Origin of the sequence: Humibacter sp., assembly GCF_051954055.1 — a bacterium.
Lineage (GTDB): Bacteria > Actinomycetota > Actinomycetes > Actinomycetales > Microbacteriaceae > Humibacter.
Genome location: NZ_JBQCIE010000033.1, coordinates 42,792 through 60,853 on the forward strand (window position 1 = coordinate 42,792; position 18,062 = coordinate 60,853).

The following is an 18,062-nucleotide window of genomic DNA, read 5'->3' on the forward strand; positions in this document are numbered from 1 at the left end:
CACATTGGCGGGCGACCACGCTCGGAGCGGATCGTCAAGGCCGTGCCGCATTCTCAGCAAAATGCTGGGCCGCGCAATCGGTGCGCTTACGGTAAAAACGTACCTTTCGGAGAATGTACTCAGACGCGGGTGACGGAACTAGACGATGACGGCGACGACGGCGACGAAGCAGACGGCGAAACGCGGAACACCCATTCTCTGGCATCGTCGACGGGGCCGGGTCGTGGTGCTGCTGTGCATCATGTACTTCATCGCATACTTCGACCGGAACAACATCGCGACGGCCGGGCCGAGCATCATCAAGGAGTTCCACCTCACCAACGCCGAATTCGGGCTCGCCGCATCGGTGTTCGCGCTGTTCTACGCGCTGCTGCAGATCTTCGGCGGTTGGATCGGCGAGAAGATCGGACCGCGCCGCGGCCTGCTGATCCTCGGCCTCCTCTGGGGGCTCTCCACCCTGTTCACCGGACTCGCAGTCGGACTGGTCACGCTGCTGGTCGCTCGCGCGATCCTCGGGTTCAGCGAGTCGGCGACCTTCCCGACGGCCACGCAGGCGATGAGCCGATGGGTGCCGCCGGATCGCAACGGATTCGTGCAAGGCATCGTGCACTCGGCCTCCCGCCTCGGCACGGCACTGGCACCGATCGCTGTCGCGGCCATGATCCTCTGGAGCGGATGGCGCTCCTCCTTCATCTACGTCGGCATCCTGAGCATGCTGTGGGCCTTGATCTGGTACGTCATGTTCCGCGACCGGCCCAGGGAGATGAAGGGGATCACGAAGCAGGAACTGGCCGAGGTGCCCGACCTGCCGAAGGCGGCCGACCTGCCGCCCGTGCCCTGGAAGCGGCTGATCCGCACGATCCTGCCGGTAACGCTCGTCGATTTCGCGTACGGCTGGGTCGCGTGGGTGTTCTTCACCTGGATCCCGACCCTGCTGTCGGACGTCTACCACCAGGACGTCGCGAAGTACGGCCTGCTCACCTCGCTCGTGCTGATCGGCGGTGTGGTCGGCGACACCCTCGGCGGGGTCGCCAGCGACTGGCTGCTACGCCGCGGATGGTCTGCCCGCAACTCGCGCCGCGCCCTTCTGCTGATCGGCTTCATCGGCGCAGGAGTCTGCCTCGTGCCGCTCGTCTTCACACCGCCGCTCACGCTGACGGTGGTCTCGCTGGCGCTGTCGTTCTTCTTCCTCGAGCTGACGAACGCGCAGCTCTGGGCGATCCCAATGGATGTTGCGCCGCTCTGGTCGGGAACGGCGAGCGGCATGATGAACACCGGCTTCGGCATCGCCGGCATCGTGTCGCCGATCATCGTCGGTTCGCTGGTGGACTGGACGGGCGGGTTCGCGTGGCCGTTCGCTCTCTCGATCGGCATCCTGGTGGCGGCGACCGTGCTGGCGGGCATCATGCGCCCCGGGCCCGTGCCACCGAACGTGCCTGCAGAGGACGCGGCGATCACCGGTCAGGCGTGAGCGTTCCCCTCAGCCGCACGCGCTGCACCTTGCCGGTCGGCGCGCGCGGCACGTCGTCCACCACCGTGATGGTGCGGGGCCGCTTGAACCGGGGAAGTCGCTCCTCGGCGAGCGCGGTGAGGCGCTGAACGAGCGTGCGGTCACCCTCGTCGCTGCGCACCGGCTCCGCCGGGATCACGAACGCGACCGGTACGGCGCCGAGCACGTTGTCCGGCGCACCGACCACCACAACCTCGCGTACGGCCTGGTCTTCGAGGAGCGCCTCCTCGACTTCGAGCGGGTACACCTTCTCGCCGCCGCGGTTGATGACATCGTCGACGCGGCCGGCGAGCGTGACGTAGCCGTCGGCATCCACCGAACCGAGGTCTCCCGTGCGCAGCCAGCCGTCCGCATCGAACCGGTCGGCTGCCGCCCCGGCGAAGTAGGAGCTCACGACACCGGCGCCGCGGATCCACAGCTCCCCCACCTCGCCGGGCTCGGCGAGGCCTGCGCCGACGCGCACCTGCACCTGGGTGCCGACCGGAACGCCGACGGTTCCGGCGCGCGGGGCATCCACCGGCGTCGCCGTGATCTGGCTGGAGGCCTCGGTCATGCCGTAACTGACCACGAGCGGGATGCCGGCGAACGCCTCGGCCACAGGGCCGGGAAGCGGGGCGGATGCAGTGCGAATGAGCCTGAGCCCGGCCGGAGGCTCGATCGCCTCGGTGGCGAGCACGGCGAGGATCGCCGGCACCGCGTTGATCCAGGTGATGCGGCGATCGGACATCAGTCGCCAGAACCCGGTGCGATGGAAGCGCTCGTCGAGCACGAGCGTGGAACCCGCGACGAGTGCAGAGAGCAGACCGACCACCTCGGCGTTGATGTGGAAGAGCGGAAGCGGATTGTAGCCGCGGTCCTCTGCGGTGAGGCCGAGGTGGGCGGCCACAGCCGCGCCGACGAACGCGAGCTGCTCCGCCCGGAGTTCGACTCCCTTGGGCGTGCCGGTCGAGCCGGACGTGAAGAGCATCGCCGAACCGCCGTCCCGGAAGACGGATGCGGCACCGGCGCCGCTCGCGAGCTGCCCGTCGAGCTGGGGCGGGTCGATGCGTCGAACGCCGGCCGCGTTCGCGAACGAGGCATCCGCCGTGACGATGGCGGATTCATCGCCGTCGGATGCGATGAGTCCGGCCAGGCGCGCGACGTCGGCGGGAGCGAGCGCGGGATCGAGCGGAACCGACCGATGCCCCGATGCGATGACCCAGAGGTGTGCGACGGCGAAGGTCAGCGGATCGGGCTCACGAACGAACACGGTCGTGTGCGCGTCAAGCCCGGAACGGCTCGCGAACGCGGAGGCGGCGCACGCGACCTGCGTGAACGTGAGGCTGCGATCGCTCCGCGCGTCCTCGAGGTACACGCGATCGCCGTCGGAGGCTGCTCGATCGATCAGGAGCCGTCCGATCGAAGGGATGCCTGCACCGTCCGTCCGTTCGCCGCTCATCCCATCGACGATATCGGCGCCGGCTATGCGGCAGCCGTGTGCGGGATCGGTGCCGGCCGTGCTCTTCCGGTGGCGGTTCCGGACAGCTCGATCACGTGTTCGGCACGTCGAGCCTGCTCGGCGTCGTGCGTCACCAGCACGGTGGTGCGATCCCGCAGTGCAGTGCGCAGGTCGGCGATGAGTGCTGCGGACGCCTGCTCGTCCAGTTGCGCCGTCGGCTCGTCGATCAGCACGACGTCACCGCGTGCGAGCAGCGTGCGCGCCACGGCGACCCGCTGACGCTGTCCGCCGGAGAGGTGCTCCCCCGCCGGGCCGATCCGGGTGTCGAGGCCGAGCGGAAGCGTCGCGACGAGCGGTGCGAGACCGACGCGGTCGAGGGCATCCAGGAGCTCGTCGTCGCCGGGACGCTCGGAGCGGGGTCTCGCGATCACCAGGTTCGCACGCAGGGTCGAGTCGAAGAGATGGCCCTCCTGCGGGCACCACGCCACCCGGGTGCGCAACCGGTTCGGCGGCACGGTGCGGGCATCCACAGTGCGGGCGCGAGCTGAGCCGGGTGTCTCCTCGTCGAGCAGATAGTGCCCGGTGAGCGGGTCCGCGAAGCGGAGCAGGAGTGAGAGGAGCGTGGACTTGCCGGAGCCGCTCGGGCCGGTGACGGCGAGCCACTCGCCACGACTGACGGAAGTGTCGATGCCGGTGAAGACCGGATGCGTCGCACCCGGGTATTGGAACGACACTCCATCGAGCCTGATGCCCTGAACGGCGCCGGGCGCCACGCTCACGCCCGCCCTGTGGGAGACACCCGCCGAAGCATTCGTCGCCGCATGCACCTGCGAGAGCACGCCCGCCAGCGCCGGCGCACGGCACGCCGCCGCGACGCCGTCGAGGAGTGGTTCGATGAGTGCGAGCGGCACGAGAACCAGTACGGCGACGAGCTCCGGGCGCAGAGCGCCGGAGGCGATCGATGGCGCGGCGAGCGGAAGCATCACGACCGCGGCGGCGCAGCACGCGAGAACGACAAGGGCGGATGCGACGCCCTCGGCGTGTGCGATGCGGCGCTCGCCGCGTGCTGCTGCCGCGCCGGCGTCGTCGATGCGACGGATGACGCGCTCGGCTGCGGCAGGGGTGAGGTCGTCGCGGGCGACGAGCAGGTCGGTGAACGCGGTGAGAACCGCCGACCGCGCGAGCTCCGTCTGCCTCGCAGCCGAGCGACCCGCCGCGAACGCGACGGCCGGTGCGCCTCCGAGAGCGATGACAGCGAGCCCGGCCACGACGCCGAGGGCGGGGAGGTGAAGCGCGCCGAGGGTGGCGGCGGCGCCGGCGACAACGACAGCGGCCGCGGCGGGCGGCTGGACCACGCGGGGAATGAGGTCTCGTGCTCGGTCGGCCGCTCCGACGAGCGTGGCGAGGGCATTCGACGGCGAGAGAGCCCGGCGACCGGCCGGTCCTGCCTCCGCAAGTGCACGCCAGAGGCACAGGCGAAGCGCGGTGGTCGCGCGGAACACGGCGTCGTGCGTGAGCAGGCGCTCGGCGTAGCGCAGCGCTGAGCGGCCGATGCCGAAGAAGCGGACGCCCACGATCGCCACGAGCAGGTACATGATCGCCGGCTCCTGGCTGGCTCGAACGATGAGCCAACCGGAGAGTGCGGTGAGCGCGATCGCGAAACCGCTGGAGAGCACGCCGACGAGAACGGCAGCGAGCATCCGCAACGAGACCGGACGCAGGAAGGCGACGAGTTCGCTGACAACCCCGCGCGCCTTGTCCGGCCTGCGGGTGCCGGGGCCTGCAGTCGGCTCGCCGGCAGCTTCTTCCGGTGCTCCGGCTCCGCTGTCGATGGCCGCAACGTCGCCGATCGTTCCGTCCGGCGCCTCGGCCTTCGTGAAGCTGTTCGCGGAAGTGCCGATGGACACGACCCGGTCGGCCAGCAGCCGGACGGCCGGGTCATGGGAGGCCACCAGCACGGTGACGCGTCCGCGAAGTCGTGCGATCTCACGACGGATGCCGGCGGCCGAGTCCGCGTCGAGGTGCGCAGTCGGCTCGTCCAAGAGCACCAGTCGCGCCCCGGCGGTGACCGCGGCGAGTATCCGGGTGAACGCGAGCCTGCGCGCCTCACCGGGGCTCAGCTCCGCCGGATCGCTGTCGGCGAGGCCGGCCAGGCCCACACGGTCGAGCAGGGCGCGTGCATCCGCGGCGCCGAAGCCCTTGTCGGGGCCGTAGAGTCGCACCTCGTCGAGAACCGTGCGCGACGAGAAGTGCGGGTGCTGCGGCATCCACGCCGTGCGCTCTGGGCGGGGCGCGACGACGCCGCCCGCGACCTCCGCATCGTCGTCCAGCGCAGCTCCGCGACCGGCCAGCACGGCGAGCACCGTGGACTTTCCTGCACCGCTGTCGCCTGCCAGAAGAGTGACAGCGCCTTCCGGCGCCCGGAACGACAGCCGGTCCACGGCCGGTTCCGTGCGGCCCTGGTAGCGGACCGTGACTTCGTGGACGACGACGCTCGCACCGCTGCGCCGGGTGAGGTTGTTCCGAGCGACTGGCCGCGAGAAGGCGGCCCGTGCTCGGCGCAGCGCCTCCCGTCCGGTGTCCGATGCGTGGAAGGCGGCGCCGACGTCGCGAAGCGGCGCGTAGCACTCGGGCGCGAGGATGAGCGCGACGAGTCCGGCCTCCAGCGGCAGGTCTCCGCCCAGAAGTCGCACACCGATGATCACCGCGACCACGGCGACGGAGATGGTGGACAGCAGGTCGAGGGCGAGAGAGGACAGGAACGCCGTGCGCAGCGCCGTCATACTCTTCGCCCTGTGGCTCTCCGAGATCTCCGCGAGAGCTGCGGACTGCTCCCTGTCCCGGCCGAGCCCGACCAGCACGGGCAGCCCGCGTGCGAGTTCGACCAGGTGGTCGGAGAGCCGGCCGAGCGCATCGAGCGACGCCGCCACCCTGTGCCGCGTGTGCAGGCCGATGAGCGCCATGAAGAGCGGGATGAGCGGAACCGTGAGCACGACAACGAGCGCGCTCACCCAGTCGGCGGCCAGGATGCGCGCACCGACGAGCAGTGGAACCGTCGCGGCGCTGACCAGCGACGGCAGGTACGACGTGTAGTACGCGTCGAGATCGTCGAGGCCCGTCGCTGCAAGGGCGGTGTCCGCGCCGACTCCGCCGCTGCGTCGACGGAGGTACGACCGGGCGAGAAGGATGCGCAGCCCCTGCTTGACTCCCGCCGCTGCGGACTGCGAGACGACACGCAAACCCCACACCGCCAGTGCGCGAACGAGCGCACCCCCCAGCCCCTCCAGCACGGCAGCGCTCACGTCGCCGTGCGCGATCACCGTGACGATGCCGGTGGCGAGCGCATCGGCCACGAGCACGAGCCCCAGCGCCTTGAGTGCGCCGAGCAGGCCGAGCAGCAGCAACCGCTTCGTGCCCACTTCGGCGACGCCGTCGACGGGCGATGGTCGTGTCGAGCCCGCCCCCGGTGTCGCGGGAGTGGTGGTCGCCACGGGTCGCGCATCCTTCGTCACCGCGGCTTCACCGCCGCTTCGACGGGCCGCACCGCGGGGATGCTCGCACCCGCGATGCGCTTGCGGAAGACCCAGTACGTCCAGCCCTGATATGCGAGCACGGCCGGGATGCCGAACGCCGCGACGACGCTCATCACGCCGAGCGTGTACGACGAGCTGGACGCGTTCGAGACCGTGAGGTCGAACGCCGGGTCGATCGTCGACGGGAGCACCACCGGGTACGCGTTCGCGAAGATCGAGGCGACGCCGAGCAGGAGGAAGCCGGCCATCCCGGCGAACGCCGCTCCTTCGCGTCCTCGCCTGGCAGACAGGAACGCCCACCCGCCGGCCGCCACGGCGCCCGCCACCAGCAGCCAGGTGTATGCCTTGCCGTTCATGAGTTGGACCGCCACCACCCAGAGCGCGAGCGGAACCAGGAGCGCGGGCATCCAGCGGGCGAATCGGCCGGCCCGCAGACGCACGTCGCCATCGGTCTTCAGTGCGAGGAACGCTGCGGCGTGCACGAGGCAGAATCCGACGACCGCGAGACCGCCGACGAGGGCCCAGCCGTTGAACCACGCGAAGGGCCCGCCGACACCGTCGCCGTTCCGGTCGACCGGCAGCCCCGTCGTCGTCAGCGCCAGCGCGGCGCCGACCCCGAATGCGGCGACGAGGGAGCCGAGCCCGAGGGCGAGATCCCAGCAACGCGTCCAGCGGGCGGTGTGACCCTTGCCCCGGTACTCGATGGCGACGGCCCGGAAGATGAGACCGAGCAGTACGACGACGAACGGCACGTACAGCGTCGAGACCAGCGACGCATACCAGAATGGGAATGCGGCGAACGTGGCACCGGCAGCGGTGATGAGCCACACCTCGTTGCCGTCCCAGACCGGCCCGATCGTGTTGAGCATCACGCGACGGTCGTTCTCGGTTCGAGCCGAGATCAGCATGTGCATCCCGACGCCGAGGTCGAACCCCTCGAGGAACAGATAGCCGGTCCAGAGCACGGCGATCAGGATGAACCACAGGGTGGGAAGGAAGTCCACGGTCCGTACCTTTCTCTACTAGTCCGGGCGGTCAGTACGCGAAGGCCAGCACATCGTCGTCAGCGGGTGCGTCCGGGTCCTTCGGTTTCTCGCCCAGCTCCGGGATGGCGCTCGCCACTCCCCCGCGGATGTACTTCACGAGCAGCCGCACCTCCACCACCATGAGCACCGCATAGACGAGCGCGAACGAGCAGAGCGAGAACAGGATCTCGCCGAACGTCACCCCGGGAGAGACGGCTGCCGCGGTGAACATGAACACGCCGTCGACACCGCCGGGGGTCGGGTTCGGTGCCACGACGAACGGCTGCCTGCCCATCTCGGTGAAGATCCAGCCGGCCGAGTTCGCGGCGAAGGGCGACAGGATGCCGGCGACGGCAAGCCACATCAGCCACCTGAACCGCGGAACGGTCCCTCGGCGGGTCAGCCACAGCGCGACGACGGACGCGAACGCGGCCAGAGCGCCGAACAGGATCATCAGCCGGAACCCCCAGTAGGTGACGGCCATGACCGGCACGTAGTCGATCTTCTGCCCGGCCCGTGCGCCCAGCTTCGGATCGTTCGGCAGGTGCGTTCCGTACTTCTGCTGATAGGCCGGCACGAGTTCGTTCACGCCGCGCACCGGCTCGTTGAAGTCGCCATTGGCCAGGAACCCGAGCACGCCGGGGATCTCGATGACGTTGACGACCCCCTTGCAGTCCTTGGAGGCGATGTCACCGAAGGCCAGAACGGAGAAGCTGGTACCGGTGTGGCAGGCGGCCTCCGCCGACGCCATCTTCATCGGCTGCTGCACGAACATCAGGCGGGCTTGGGCGTCGCCGGTGATCGCGACGCCCGCGAACGCGATGATCGCCGTGACGGCGCCGATGCGTAGGGAGGTGAGCCACACGCGGTGATCGGCCGTGTCACGGCCGGGGATATCGGGCGCCTCACCGACGATCACCCGCTTGTCCGGACCGAGCCGGTCGATGCCGTCGCGGCGACGCTGCCACAGGTGGTACCACCCGACACCCAGCAGCATGGCGCCACCGACGGACAACGCGCCGAAGATCGTGTGCGTGAACGCGGCGATGGCGGTGTTGTTGCCGAGCACGGCCCAGACATCCGTCATGATCGGTCTGCCGTCCACCAGCTTCACGCCGACCGGATGCTGCATCCACGAGTTCGCTGCGATGATGAAGTACGCCGAGACCACAGAGCCGGCGATCGCCAGCCACAGACAGGCGAGGTGGATGCGCTTCGGCAGCTTGCCCCAGCCGAAGATCCAGGCGCCGAGGAACGTCGACTCGACGAAGAACGCCAGCAGGGCCTCCATCGCCAGCGGCGCGCCGAAGACGTCGCCGACGAAGCGGCTGTACTCGCTCCAGGCGAGACCGAACTGGAATTCCTGCACGAGGCCGGTGGCGACGCCCATGATGAAGTTGATCAGGTAGATCTTTCCCCAGAACTTCGTCATGCGGTAATAGCGGTCGTTCCCCGTGCGCATCCAGAGCGTCTGCATGAGCGCGACCAGTGGGCCGAGGCCGATGGTGAGCGGCACCATCCAGAAGTGGTAGACGGTTGTGATGCCGAACTGCCAGCGGGCGATCAGAAGCGGATCCAGCTCGGTGGTGATGTGCACGTCGCCTCGATTCGATCGGTTCTACGCTACGTAGAATTCTACGCGCTGTAGAACGTTGTATCACGGTCAGCGGAAGATTTCTACGAGCGGTAGAATCTAGACATGGCAAGTCGCACGGTGGTCAAACTCGGTGAGCTCGAACGCGCGATCATGGACGTCGTGTGGGACGCACCGGCACCCATCGCGGCGACCGATCTGCGCGACGTGCTCAAGGCATCCGGTCCGGAGGGCAAGGAGCCCGCCATCACGACCGTCATGACCGTGCTCTCCCGGCTGGAGGGCAAGGGCTTCGTGGTGCGCGACAGGGATGCCCGCCCGCACCTCTATCGGCCGGCGATGAGCCGTGAGGAGCACGTGGCCGAGCTCATGCACGAGGTGCTCGGCTCGGCATCGGATCGCGACGCCGTGCTCGCCCGTTTCGTCGGGCAGGTCACGCCCCACGACGCGGAGCGGCTGCGCAAGCTGCTGGAGGCGTGAGGCCGATGAGACCTCCCGTTCCGCGAGGCGATCGCTAGCGTGCTCGCCGTCGCAGCGTCGCTGGCGCTCCTCGCGTTCGCGCTGGCCTGGCCCGTGCCGGTCGTACTGGCAGGGGCACGCTGGCCGCGCCGCATGCCCGGCGCTGCGCTCGTGCTGTGGCAGGCGATCGCGCTCGCCGGCGGCCTGTCGATGATCGGCTCCCTACTCGTCTTCGGGCTCATCCCGTTCGGCGACGACCTGCCGCACGCCGCCGGCGCGTTCACGGCGGATCTCTTCGCCGGACGCCTGCCCCACGACGCCGACTTCTTCGAGATGTTCGCGCTTGCCGGAGCCGTTCTGCTCGGCGTGCACCTGCTGCTCAACCTGGTGCGCACCAGCTGGCGGGCGGAGCGGCAGCGCCGGCACCACGTGCACCTGCTCCAGCTGCTCTCCGACCCGATGCCGGAGCGTCCGGGCACCCGCGTGATCGACCACGCGGCCCCCGTCGCCTACTGCCTGCCAGGCGCCCCGCACGCCACAACGGTGCTGTCGGCCGGTCTGCTCGAGCTGCTCAGCGACGACGAGCTCGCCGCCGTCGTCGCACACGAACGCGCGCACGTCACGCAGCACCACCACGTGCTGCTCGTCGCGTTCAGTGCCTGGCGGAGCGCACTCCCCTGGTTCCCGATCGCGACCCGCGCGCACGAGGCGGTCGGACTGCTGATCGAGCTCCTCGCCGACGACCAGGCACGGCGCACCGTCTCGCAGCGCAACCTGTCGCGCGCGGTCGCTCTCGTGGCGCTCGCGGGAGCGCCGGCAGACGGCGGTGCTCCCGTCACGGCGAAGGGCGTTCTCGCACCGACCGTGACCGGCGTGAACGTCGCCGCATCGCCGGCATCCGCCGGTGAGTGGGCGGATGCCCGGGTCGCCCGGCTCACGGATGTCGCGGCGCCCGCTGCTCCCGCGCTCCGGTTCACCGTGCTGGCCGGCGCCCTCGCGCTCGTCGTGCTTCCGACCCTGATGCTGCTGGGTCCCGCCTTGCGCTGACCGTGCGCTGACGGCTGCTCTTGCTAGACGCTGTCCTGAGCCGGATCGCGAAGCTCGCCCCAGAGCGCGTCGACACGGCGCAGCAGGTCATCCTTGCTGCCGTTGTTGTCGATCACGACATCGGCCACCGCACGTCGCTGCTCGTCGTCGGCCTGAGCACCGATGCGGCGCTCGGCGTCCGCCTCGCTCATGCCGCGTTCCACGATGAGCCGACGGATGCGTTCCGCCCTGTCCGCCTCCACCACGACGACGCGATCGAACCGCAGTGGCCGATCCGCCGACGCCTCGACGAGCAGCGGAACATCGTAGACGACGAGTGCGTCCGGGTCGGATGCCTCCGCCTGCACGAACCGCTCGAGCGCGGCCCGCCAGACCGCGGGATGCGTGATCGCGTTCAGATCCGCGAGCGCCGCGGGGTCGCCGAACACGATGGCACCGAGGGCTGGGCGATTGAGCGATCCGTCCTGGGCGATCACGGCGTCGCCGAACCGCTCCCGGATCGCAGCGAGTCCAGGGGTGCCTGGCTCGACGACCTCGCGGGCGAGCAGGTCGGCATCCACGACCACGGCGCCGTGCTCCGCCAGCCGATTCGACACCGTCGACTTGCCGGAGGCGATGCCCCCGGTGAGTGCGATGATCTGCACGGCTACACCGGCTCCATGGCGGTCTGTTCGCCGGACGGCAGCTCGGCTCGCACCGCGTCCCCTGGGCGCACGATGCCACCGGTGAGGACCACGGACATCACGCCGGCCTTCCGCACCACCGTGCCGTCCGGCAGCCGGAAGACCATCTCCTTCATCAGCCGCGGTGCGAGTCCGTTGATCTGCTCGCACGGGTTCCGCAGCCCGGTGAGCCGGATGCTCGCACTCTCGCCGATGTGCAGCACCGTTCCGGTCGGCAAGGCGAGCAGGTCGAGCCCGGCGGTCGTGATGTTCTCCCCCAGCTGTCCCGGCTCGACGTCGTAACCGTTCCTGCGCACCTCGTCGAACAGCTCGGAGTGCACCAGATGCACCTGACGGAGGTTGGGCTGGTGTGGATCGCGCGCCACCCGGGAGAGGTGCTGCACCGTCGTTCCGGCGTGTGCGTCGCCCTCGACGCCCCACCCCTCGATCAGTCGGATCTCCTCGACGCGCGGCTTGCTGAACCGATGCGCTTCGTCGCGGCTGACGGACACGACCCGTGCCGTGACGGCATCCTGCTCGGCTGTGGTCTCGCGGTGATCCATGCTCTCCATTCTGCCGGAGCATGGAGCACCGGCCGACCGGACCGACGGCATCCCGAAACGACGAAGCGGCCGGACCCAGAAGGACCCGGCCGCTTCGTGTGAACGCTAAATGCGATTACGAATTGCTCGACAGCTTCTCGCGGAGAGCTGCGAGCGACGCGTCGTCGGCGAGCGTTCCGCCGGAGTTCGTGTCGCTCGAGTAGGTGGCGCCGCCACGCGAGGTGGTCTCGGTCGCAGCGGCCTCCTCCTCGATGCCCTTGGCCACCTGGCGCTTGTGCGCCTCCCAGCGTGCCTGAGCCTCGGCGTACTCCTGCTCCCACTTCTCGCGCTGAGCGTCGGAGCCCTCGGTCCACTCGCCCGTCTCGGGGTCGAAGCCCTCCGGGTACTTGTAGTTGCCCTGCTCGTCGTACTCCGTGAGCATGCCGTAGAGCGCCGGGTCGAACTCGGTGCCCTCCGGGTCGACGCCCTCGTTCGCCTGCTTCAGCGACAGCGAGATGCGGCGACGCTCGAGGTCGATGTCGATGACCTTGACGAACACCTCGTCACCGACCGACACGACCTGCTCGGCGAGCTCGACGTGCTTGCCGGACAGCTCGGAGATGTGCACGAGGCCCTCGATGCCGTCCGCGACGCGCACGAACGCACCGAACGGAACGAGCTTCGTGACCTTGCCGGGTGCGAACTGGCCGATGGCGTGCGTGCGGGCGAAGACCTGCCACGGGTCCTCCTGCGTCGCCTTCAGCGACAGGGAGACGCGTTCGCGGTCGAGCTCGACGGAGAGCACCTCGACGGTGACCTCCTGACCCACCTCGACGACCTCGCTGGCGTGCTCGATGTGCTTCCACGACAGCTCCGAGACGTGCACGAGGCCGTCCACGCCGCCGAGGTCGACGAACGCACCGAAGTTGACGATCGACGAGACGACACCCTTGCGCACCTGGCCCGGGTGAAGGTTGGCCAGGAACGTCGAGCGGCTCTCGGACTGCGTCTGCTCGAGCAGGGCGCGGCGGGACAGCACGACGTTGTTGCGGTTCTTGTCGAGCTCGAGGATCTTCGCCTCGATCTCCTGGCCGAGGTACGGCGTGAGGTCGCGCACGCGGCGCAGCTCGATGAGGGATGCCGGCAGGAAGCCGCGCAGTCCGATGTCGACGATCAGGCCGCCCTTGACGACCTCGATGACCTGACCGGTCACGACGCCGTCGGCTTCCTTGATCTTCTCCACGTCGCCCCATGCGCGCTCGTACTGTGCGCGCTTCTTGGACAGGATGAGGCGGCCTTCCTTGTCCTCCTTCTGGAGAACGAGCGCCTCGACGGTGTCGCCGACGCCGACGACCTCGCTCGGGTCGACGTCGTGCTTGATGGAAAGTTCGCGGGAGGGGATCACACCCTCGGTCTTGTAACCGACGTCGAGGAGCACCTCGTCGCGGTCGATCTTCACTACGGTGCCTTCGATGAGGTCACCGTCGTTGAAGAACTTCAGAGTCTTCTCGACCGCGGCAAGAAAGTCGTCAGCAGAGCCGATGTCGTTGATCGCGACCTGCTTGGGTGCCTTGTCGGTCGTTGCGGTTGTCATTGAGTGGGTACTCCAGTTATGGACATGAATCAGGCCCGGAAGGATTGCTTCAGTTGGAATTCCCGCCGGGCAGGCGGATAGGAACGTCACAAAAGTGACTCTCCAGACTACCGTCGCACGGCAGCCACACGCAACAACGCCCATGCGGGCTCCGCTATTCCGCAGGCCGACCTCAGTCGAGGTCGTCCTGCGGAGCCATTACGGTCGGCGCGCGATCAGGAACGCATCGCGCTCAACCCAGCAGCGCCGTCTTCAGTGTGTCGAGGCCGACGCCGCCGATGTCGAGCGCCTTCTTGTGGAACGCCTTGATGTCGAATCCCTCGCCCTCTCGACGCTGGTACTCGTCGCGGAGCTGCTCCCAGATGCGCTGTCCGATCTTGTACGACGGCGCCTGCCCCGGCCAGCCCAGGTAGCGGTTCACCTCGAAGCGCACGAAACCCTCGTTCATGTTGACGTTCTTTCCGAGGAACTCGAACGCGTAGTCGCCGGTCCACGGACCCTCGCCGTCGGGGCGCTGCTTCGTCAGGTGCACGCCGATGTCGAGCACGACGCGGGCCGCGCGCATCCGCTGGCCGTCGAGCATTCCGAGTCGGTCGGCCGGGTCGTCGAGGTAGCCGAGCTGTTCCATGAGTCGCTCCGCGTACAGCGCCCAGCCCTCGGCGTGACCGGAGGTGCCGGCGATGCGCCGCCAGGTGTTCAGCTGCGCCTTGTTGTACGTGGCCGTCGCGATCTGCAGGTGGTGGCCGGGTACGCCCTCGTGGTAGACCGTGGTCAGCTCGCGCCAGGTGTCGAACTCGGTGACGCCTTCCGGCACGCTCCACCACATGCGCCCTGCACGGGAGAAGTCGTCGGCAGGTGGCGTGTAGTAGATGCCGCCCTCCTGCGTCGGCGCGATCATGCACTCCAGGTGGCGGATCGGCTCCGGGATGTCGAAGTGCGTCCTGCCGAGCTCCGCGACCGCTCGATCGCTGGTCTCCTGCATCCAGCGCTTCAGCGCGTCCGTGCCGTGCAGCTTGCGCGAGGGGTCGTCGTCGAGGAACGCGATCGCCTCGGCGACGGATGCCCCTGGCTTGATCTCGCGCGCGATCGACTCCTGCTCGTCCACCATGCGGCGCAATTCCTCGACGCCCCACTCGTAGGTCTCGTCGAGGTCGACCGTGGCGCCCAGGAAACTGCGGGATGCGAGGGAATAGAGTTCGCGGCCGACGGCATCCTGCTCCGGCGCGTGGGCGGCGAGCTCGTCCTCGAGGAACACGGCGAGCTCACCGTACGCGGCGGCCGCCTCGGCCGCCCCCTTCTCGAGGTCGCTCTTCAGCGAGTCGGACAGCTCGTCGTCGCCGGCCTTCGCCTCCCGCGCGAGTGCGAAGAAGAAGCCGTTCGATCCGACCTGCTTGTTCGCCTGCGTGATTCCCTCGCGCACCTGCCGGATGGCGGGCACGTTGCCGGTCTGGATGCCCGCACGGAGTGAGGCGATGTAGCCGCGCATCGCCGCCGGCAGGTTGTGCATGCGGCGGGCGATCGTCTCCCAGTTCTCCACGGTCGCCGTCGGCTCGAGGTCGAAGATCTCGCGCAGGCCCTGCTCGGGCGAGGCGATCACGTTGAGATCGCGCTGGTAGAAGCCGGCCTCGTACTTCTCCAGCTCGAGCTGCAGTTCGCGGGCCAGATCGAGCTTGGTGACGCGGTCGACCTCGTCCACCGGTTCCGCGGCTTGCACCCTGCGCAGCACGTCGGCCTGGGCTTCGGCCAGGCGGGCATTGCCTTCCGGTGAGTAGTCGGCGTACTCACCCTCACGGCCTGGGCGGCCGAGCCACACGTGGTACTCGGGGACGATGTCGAGTTGCGTGTCGACCCACTCTTCGGCGAGTGCGTCGATGGGCGTGGGAGTTCTCTGCGGTTGCTGAGTCATGAGGGTCAGCCTATGACCACCTCAATGCGCGGCGGCGTCCCAGTTCTCTCCTCGGCCGAGCTGCACGGTGAGCGGCACGCGCAGCTGCGCGGCCGTGGACATGCGGCGCGAGACGATCTCGGCCAGGGCATCCCACTCACCCGCGTTCACCTCGAAGATGAGCTCGTCGTGCACCTGGAGAAGCATGCGAGACCGGAGCTCTTGTTCCCGGATGTCGGCATCGATTCCGATCATGCCGATCTTCATGATGTCGGCGGCCGAGCCCTGGATCGGCGCGTTGAGCGCTGCTCGCTCCGCGTTGTCGCGGATCACCCGGTTGGTGCTGGTGAGATCCGGGAACGGGCGACGGCGCCCGAAGATCGTCTCGGTGTAGCCGTCGACCCGAGCCTTCTCGACCACATCGCGCAGGTAGTCGCGCACTGCGCCGAACCTGGCGAAGTAGTCCGTCATCAGCTGCCTCGCCTCCGCGGTCTCGATGCGCAGCTGCTTCGAGAGGCCGAACGCGCTGAGCCCGTATGCGAGGCCGTACGACATGGCCTTCACCTTGGTGCGCATGATCGGCGTGACGTCTTCGGGAGCGACGCCGAAGATGCGCGCACCGACGAAGCGGTGGAGGTCTTCGCCCGCGTTGAAGGCCTCGATCAACCCGGCGTCCTCGCTGAGGTGCGCCATGATGCGCATCTCGATCTGCGAGTAGTCCGCGGTGAGCAGCGTCTCGTAGCCCTCACCCTTGATGAAGGCGGAACGGATCTGCTTGCCGACCTCGGTGCGCACCGGAATGTTCTGCAGATTCGGATCGTTCGACGAGATGCGCCCCGTGGAGGTTCCGGTCTGGTCGTACGTGGTGTGGATGCGCGCATCCGGTCCCACGGACTTCTCCAGCGTCTCGATGATCTGCTTGAGCTTCGTGGCATCCCTGTGCTGCAGGAGCAGGTCGAGGAACGGATGCGGATTCATCTCCTGCAGGTCGGCCAGCGAGCCGGCATCCGTCGAGTACCCCGTCTTGGTCGACCGCGTCTTGGGCATGCCGAGCTCGTCGAACAGCACCTGCTGCAACTGCTTCGGGGACCCGAGGTTCACCTCGTGACCGATCTCGGTGTACGCCGCCTGGGCGAGCCCGTCGGCGCGAACCGTGAGCTCCTCGCGCTGGCTGCGCAGAATGCCCGTGTCCATCGCGACACCGTTCAGCTCCATGCGGGCGAGCACGCCGGTGATGGGCAGCTCGATGCGCTCCAGTACGCCGCGGGTGCTCTCCTCGAGCGCCACGGAGACCGCCTCAGCGACCCGGTGCACGTACCAGGCCTCCGTCGCTGCGCCGACCGGCTCCACCTCGGGAACGAGCTGCGCCGGATCGGACTGCGGCATCTGCTCCCCGAGCACCTCGTACACCTGGTCGGCGAGTCCCGAAGGCGTGCGGTTCGGGTTCACGAGCCAGATGGCCACGCGCGCGTCGCACTGCAGTCCGCCGAGGGCGACGCCGGCGGCATCCAGCGCCTTGAGCTGGTTCTTCGCGTCGTAGAACCACTTCGGGGAATCGGAGGCGAGCCACGCGACCAGTTCCGGGTCGAGCGAGCGGTTCTCGCCGGCAGGCACATACGCCGATGCGTCATCGGTGGACAGGCCGACGCCGGCGAGCACCACACCGGCGAGGTCGAGCTGCACAGCTATGGGACGCGTGCCGTTCGCGGATGCCTCTACCAGCCATCCACGCAGCTCGTCCCCGACAGGCTCCCGCACCTCGGGCGCCACGACGGTGCCGATCTGCGCGCCGGTGACCGCGCCGGTGTCTGAGCCATCGCCCTCGATCAGCTTGAACACACGCTCCAGGAGCGTGCGGAACTCGAGGCGGGCGAACAGGTCGCGCACCGCCTGCTCGTTCATCGGGCGGCGGGCGAGGTCAGCGGGCCCGACGGGCAGTTCGACGTCGCGCACGAGCTGGTTCAGCCGCCGGTTGCGTAGGGCGTTCTCCTTCTGGTCGCGCAGGTTCTGCCCGACCACACCCTTGATCTCGTCCGCGTGGTCGATGAGGTTCTGCACGTCGCCGTACTGCAGGATCCACTTCACGGCGGTCTTCTCGCCCACCTTGTCGATGCCGGGCAGGTTGTCGCTGGTCTCGCCGACGAGAGCCGCGATCTCCGGGTACTTCTCCGGCGGAATGCCGTACCGGTCGAGCACCGTCTGCCGGTCGTACCGCTTGAGCTCGGAGACGCCACGCACGTTCGGGTAGAGGAGTGTGATGTCGTCGTCGACCAGCTGGATGGTGTCGCGGTCGCCGGAGACGATGAGCACTCGGTAGCCCTGCTCCGCGCCCTGCGTGGCGAGCGTGGCGAGGATGTCGTCAGCCTCGAAGTCGTCCTTCTCCAGCGTGGGGATGTTCATCGCCGCCAGGGCTTCCTGCAGGAGCGGCACTTGCCCCGAGAACTCGGGAGGCGTCGTGCCACGGGTGCCCTTGTAGTCGGCGTACTCCTTCGTGCGGAACGAGTATCGCGACACGTCGAACGCGACGACGAGGTGGCTCGGACGCTCGTTCTGCAGCAGCAGAAGGAGCATCGACAGGAACCCGTGGATCGCGTTCGTGTGCTGCCCGTCACGGGTGGTGAAACTGTCGACCGGAAGCGCGTAGAACGCCCGAAAAGCCAGAGAATGGCCGTCGATGATCAGGAGGGTAGGCTTTTCCGAGTCCGACACGCCTGCCAGCCTACAAGCGGCGTGTGACACTCGATTGAGGCTCGGAAACGGGTGCTGGCATCCG

The 18,062-nt window shown here is 68.6% G+C and carries 12 protein-coding genes; 3 read left to right on the forward strand and 9 right to left on the reverse strand.

The genetic code is table 11. The features are described 5' to 3' along the window. Window positions 1-145 precede the first annotated feature (145 nt). The gene (locus ACTHNC_RS03815) at window positions 146-1,471 is read left to right on the forward strand and encodes an MFS transporter (RefSeq protein ID WP_440293269.1); all 1,326 of its coding nucleotides are present in this window, start codon (window positions 146-148) and stop codon (window positions 1,469-1,471) included. Here the strand turns inward: ACTHNC_RS03815 and ACTHNC_RS03820 are convergent. The 4 genes from ACTHNC_RS03820 to ACTHNC_RS03835 are packed head-to-tail and all read right to left on the reverse strand — an operon-like array spanning window position 1,455 to window position 9,085. Further along, window positions 1,455-2,948 (reverse strand): class I adenylate-forming enzyme family protein, encoded by a 1,494-nt coding sequence (locus ACTHNC_RS03820; RefSeq protein ID WP_440293270.1) that lies wholly within the window; start codon window positions 2,946-2,948, stop codon window positions 1,455-1,457. The genes ACTHNC_RS03815 and ACTHNC_RS03820 overlap by 17 nt on opposite strands. A 23-nt stretch (window positions 2,949-2,971) precedes the next feature. Continuing rightward, the gene (gene cydC, locus ACTHNC_RS03825) at window positions 2,972-6,439 is read right to left on the reverse strand and encodes a thiol reductant ABC exporter subunit CydC (RefSeq protein WP_440293271.1); all 3,468 of its coding nucleotides are present in this window, start codon (window positions 6,437-6,439) and stop codon (window positions 2,972-2,974) included. A 17-nt stretch (window positions 6,440-6,456) separates the two neighbouring features. Then, window positions 6,457-7,485, reverse strand: a complete 1,029-nt coding sequence (gene cydB / locus ACTHNC_RS03830; protein WP_440293272.1) for a cytochrome d ubiquinol oxidase subunit II — start codon at window positions 7,483-7,485, stop codon at window positions 6,457-6,459. Between the two features lie 31 nt (window positions 7,486-7,516). Beyond that, on the reverse strand, window positions 7,517-9,085 hold the full coding sequence (locus ACTHNC_RS03835) for a cytochrome ubiquinol oxidase subunit I (protein ID WP_440293389.1): 1,569 nt from the start codon (window positions 9,083-9,085) through the stop codon (window positions 7,517-7,519). A gap of 135 nt (window positions 9,086-9,220) precedes the next feature. Here ACTHNC_RS03835 and ACTHNC_RS03840 point away from each other — a divergent pair, with 135 nt between their 5' ends. Next, the gene (locus ACTHNC_RS03840) at window positions 9,221-9,580 is read left to right on the forward strand and encodes a BlaI/MecI/CopY family transcriptional regulator (RefSeq protein ID WP_440293390.1); all 360 of its coding nucleotides are present in this window, start codon (window positions 9,221-9,223) and stop codon (window positions 9,578-9,580) included. A gap of 39 nt (window positions 9,581-9,619) precedes the next feature. Further along, the gene (locus ACTHNC_RS03845) at window positions 9,620-10,606 is read left to right on the forward strand and encodes a M56 family metallopeptidase (RefSeq protein ID WP_440293273.1); all 987 of its coding nucleotides are present in this window, start codon (window positions 9,620-9,622) and stop codon (window positions 10,604-10,606) included. A 23-nt stretch (window positions 10,607-10,629) separates the two neighbouring features. On the opposite strand, the gene coaE is transcribed toward ACTHNC_RS03845, so the two are convergent. The 5 genes from coaE to polA form a co-directional block, all read right to left on the reverse strand. Next, window positions 10,630-11,250, reverse strand: coding sequence for a dephospho-CoA kinase (coaE, locus tag ACTHNC_RS03850; RefSeq protein ID WP_440293274.1), 621 nt, complete (start codon window positions 11,248-11,250; stop codon window positions 10,630-10,632). A gap of 2 nt (window positions 11,251-11,252) precedes the next feature. Then, window positions 11,253-11,831, reverse strand: coding sequence for an MOSC domain-containing protein (locus ACTHNC_RS03855; protein ID WP_440293275.1), 579 nt, complete (start codon window positions 11,829-11,831; stop codon window positions 11,253-11,255). 115 nt (window positions 11,832-11,946) lie between these two features. Next, window positions 11,947-13,404, reverse strand: a complete 1,458-nt coding sequence (gene rpsA, locus ACTHNC_RS03860) for a 30S ribosomal protein S1 (RefSeq protein WP_440293276.1) — start codon at window positions 13,402-13,404, stop codon at window positions 11,947-11,949. 232 nt (window positions 13,405-13,636) lie between these two features. Further along, entirely contained in the window at window positions 13,637-15,310 is a 1,674-nt protein-coding gene (locus tag ACTHNC_RS03865; RefSeq protein WP_440293277.1) for a DUF885 domain-containing protein, read from the reverse strand. Window positions 15,311-15,331: 21 nt separating this feature from the next. Then, the gene (gene polA / locus ACTHNC_RS03870; RefSeq protein ID WP_440293278.1) at window positions 15,332-17,998 is read right to left on the reverse strand and encodes a DNA polymerase I; all 2,667 of its coding nucleotides are present in this window, start codon (window positions 17,996-17,998) and stop codon (window positions 15,332-15,334) included. Window positions 17,999-18,062 lie beyond the last annotated feature (64 nt).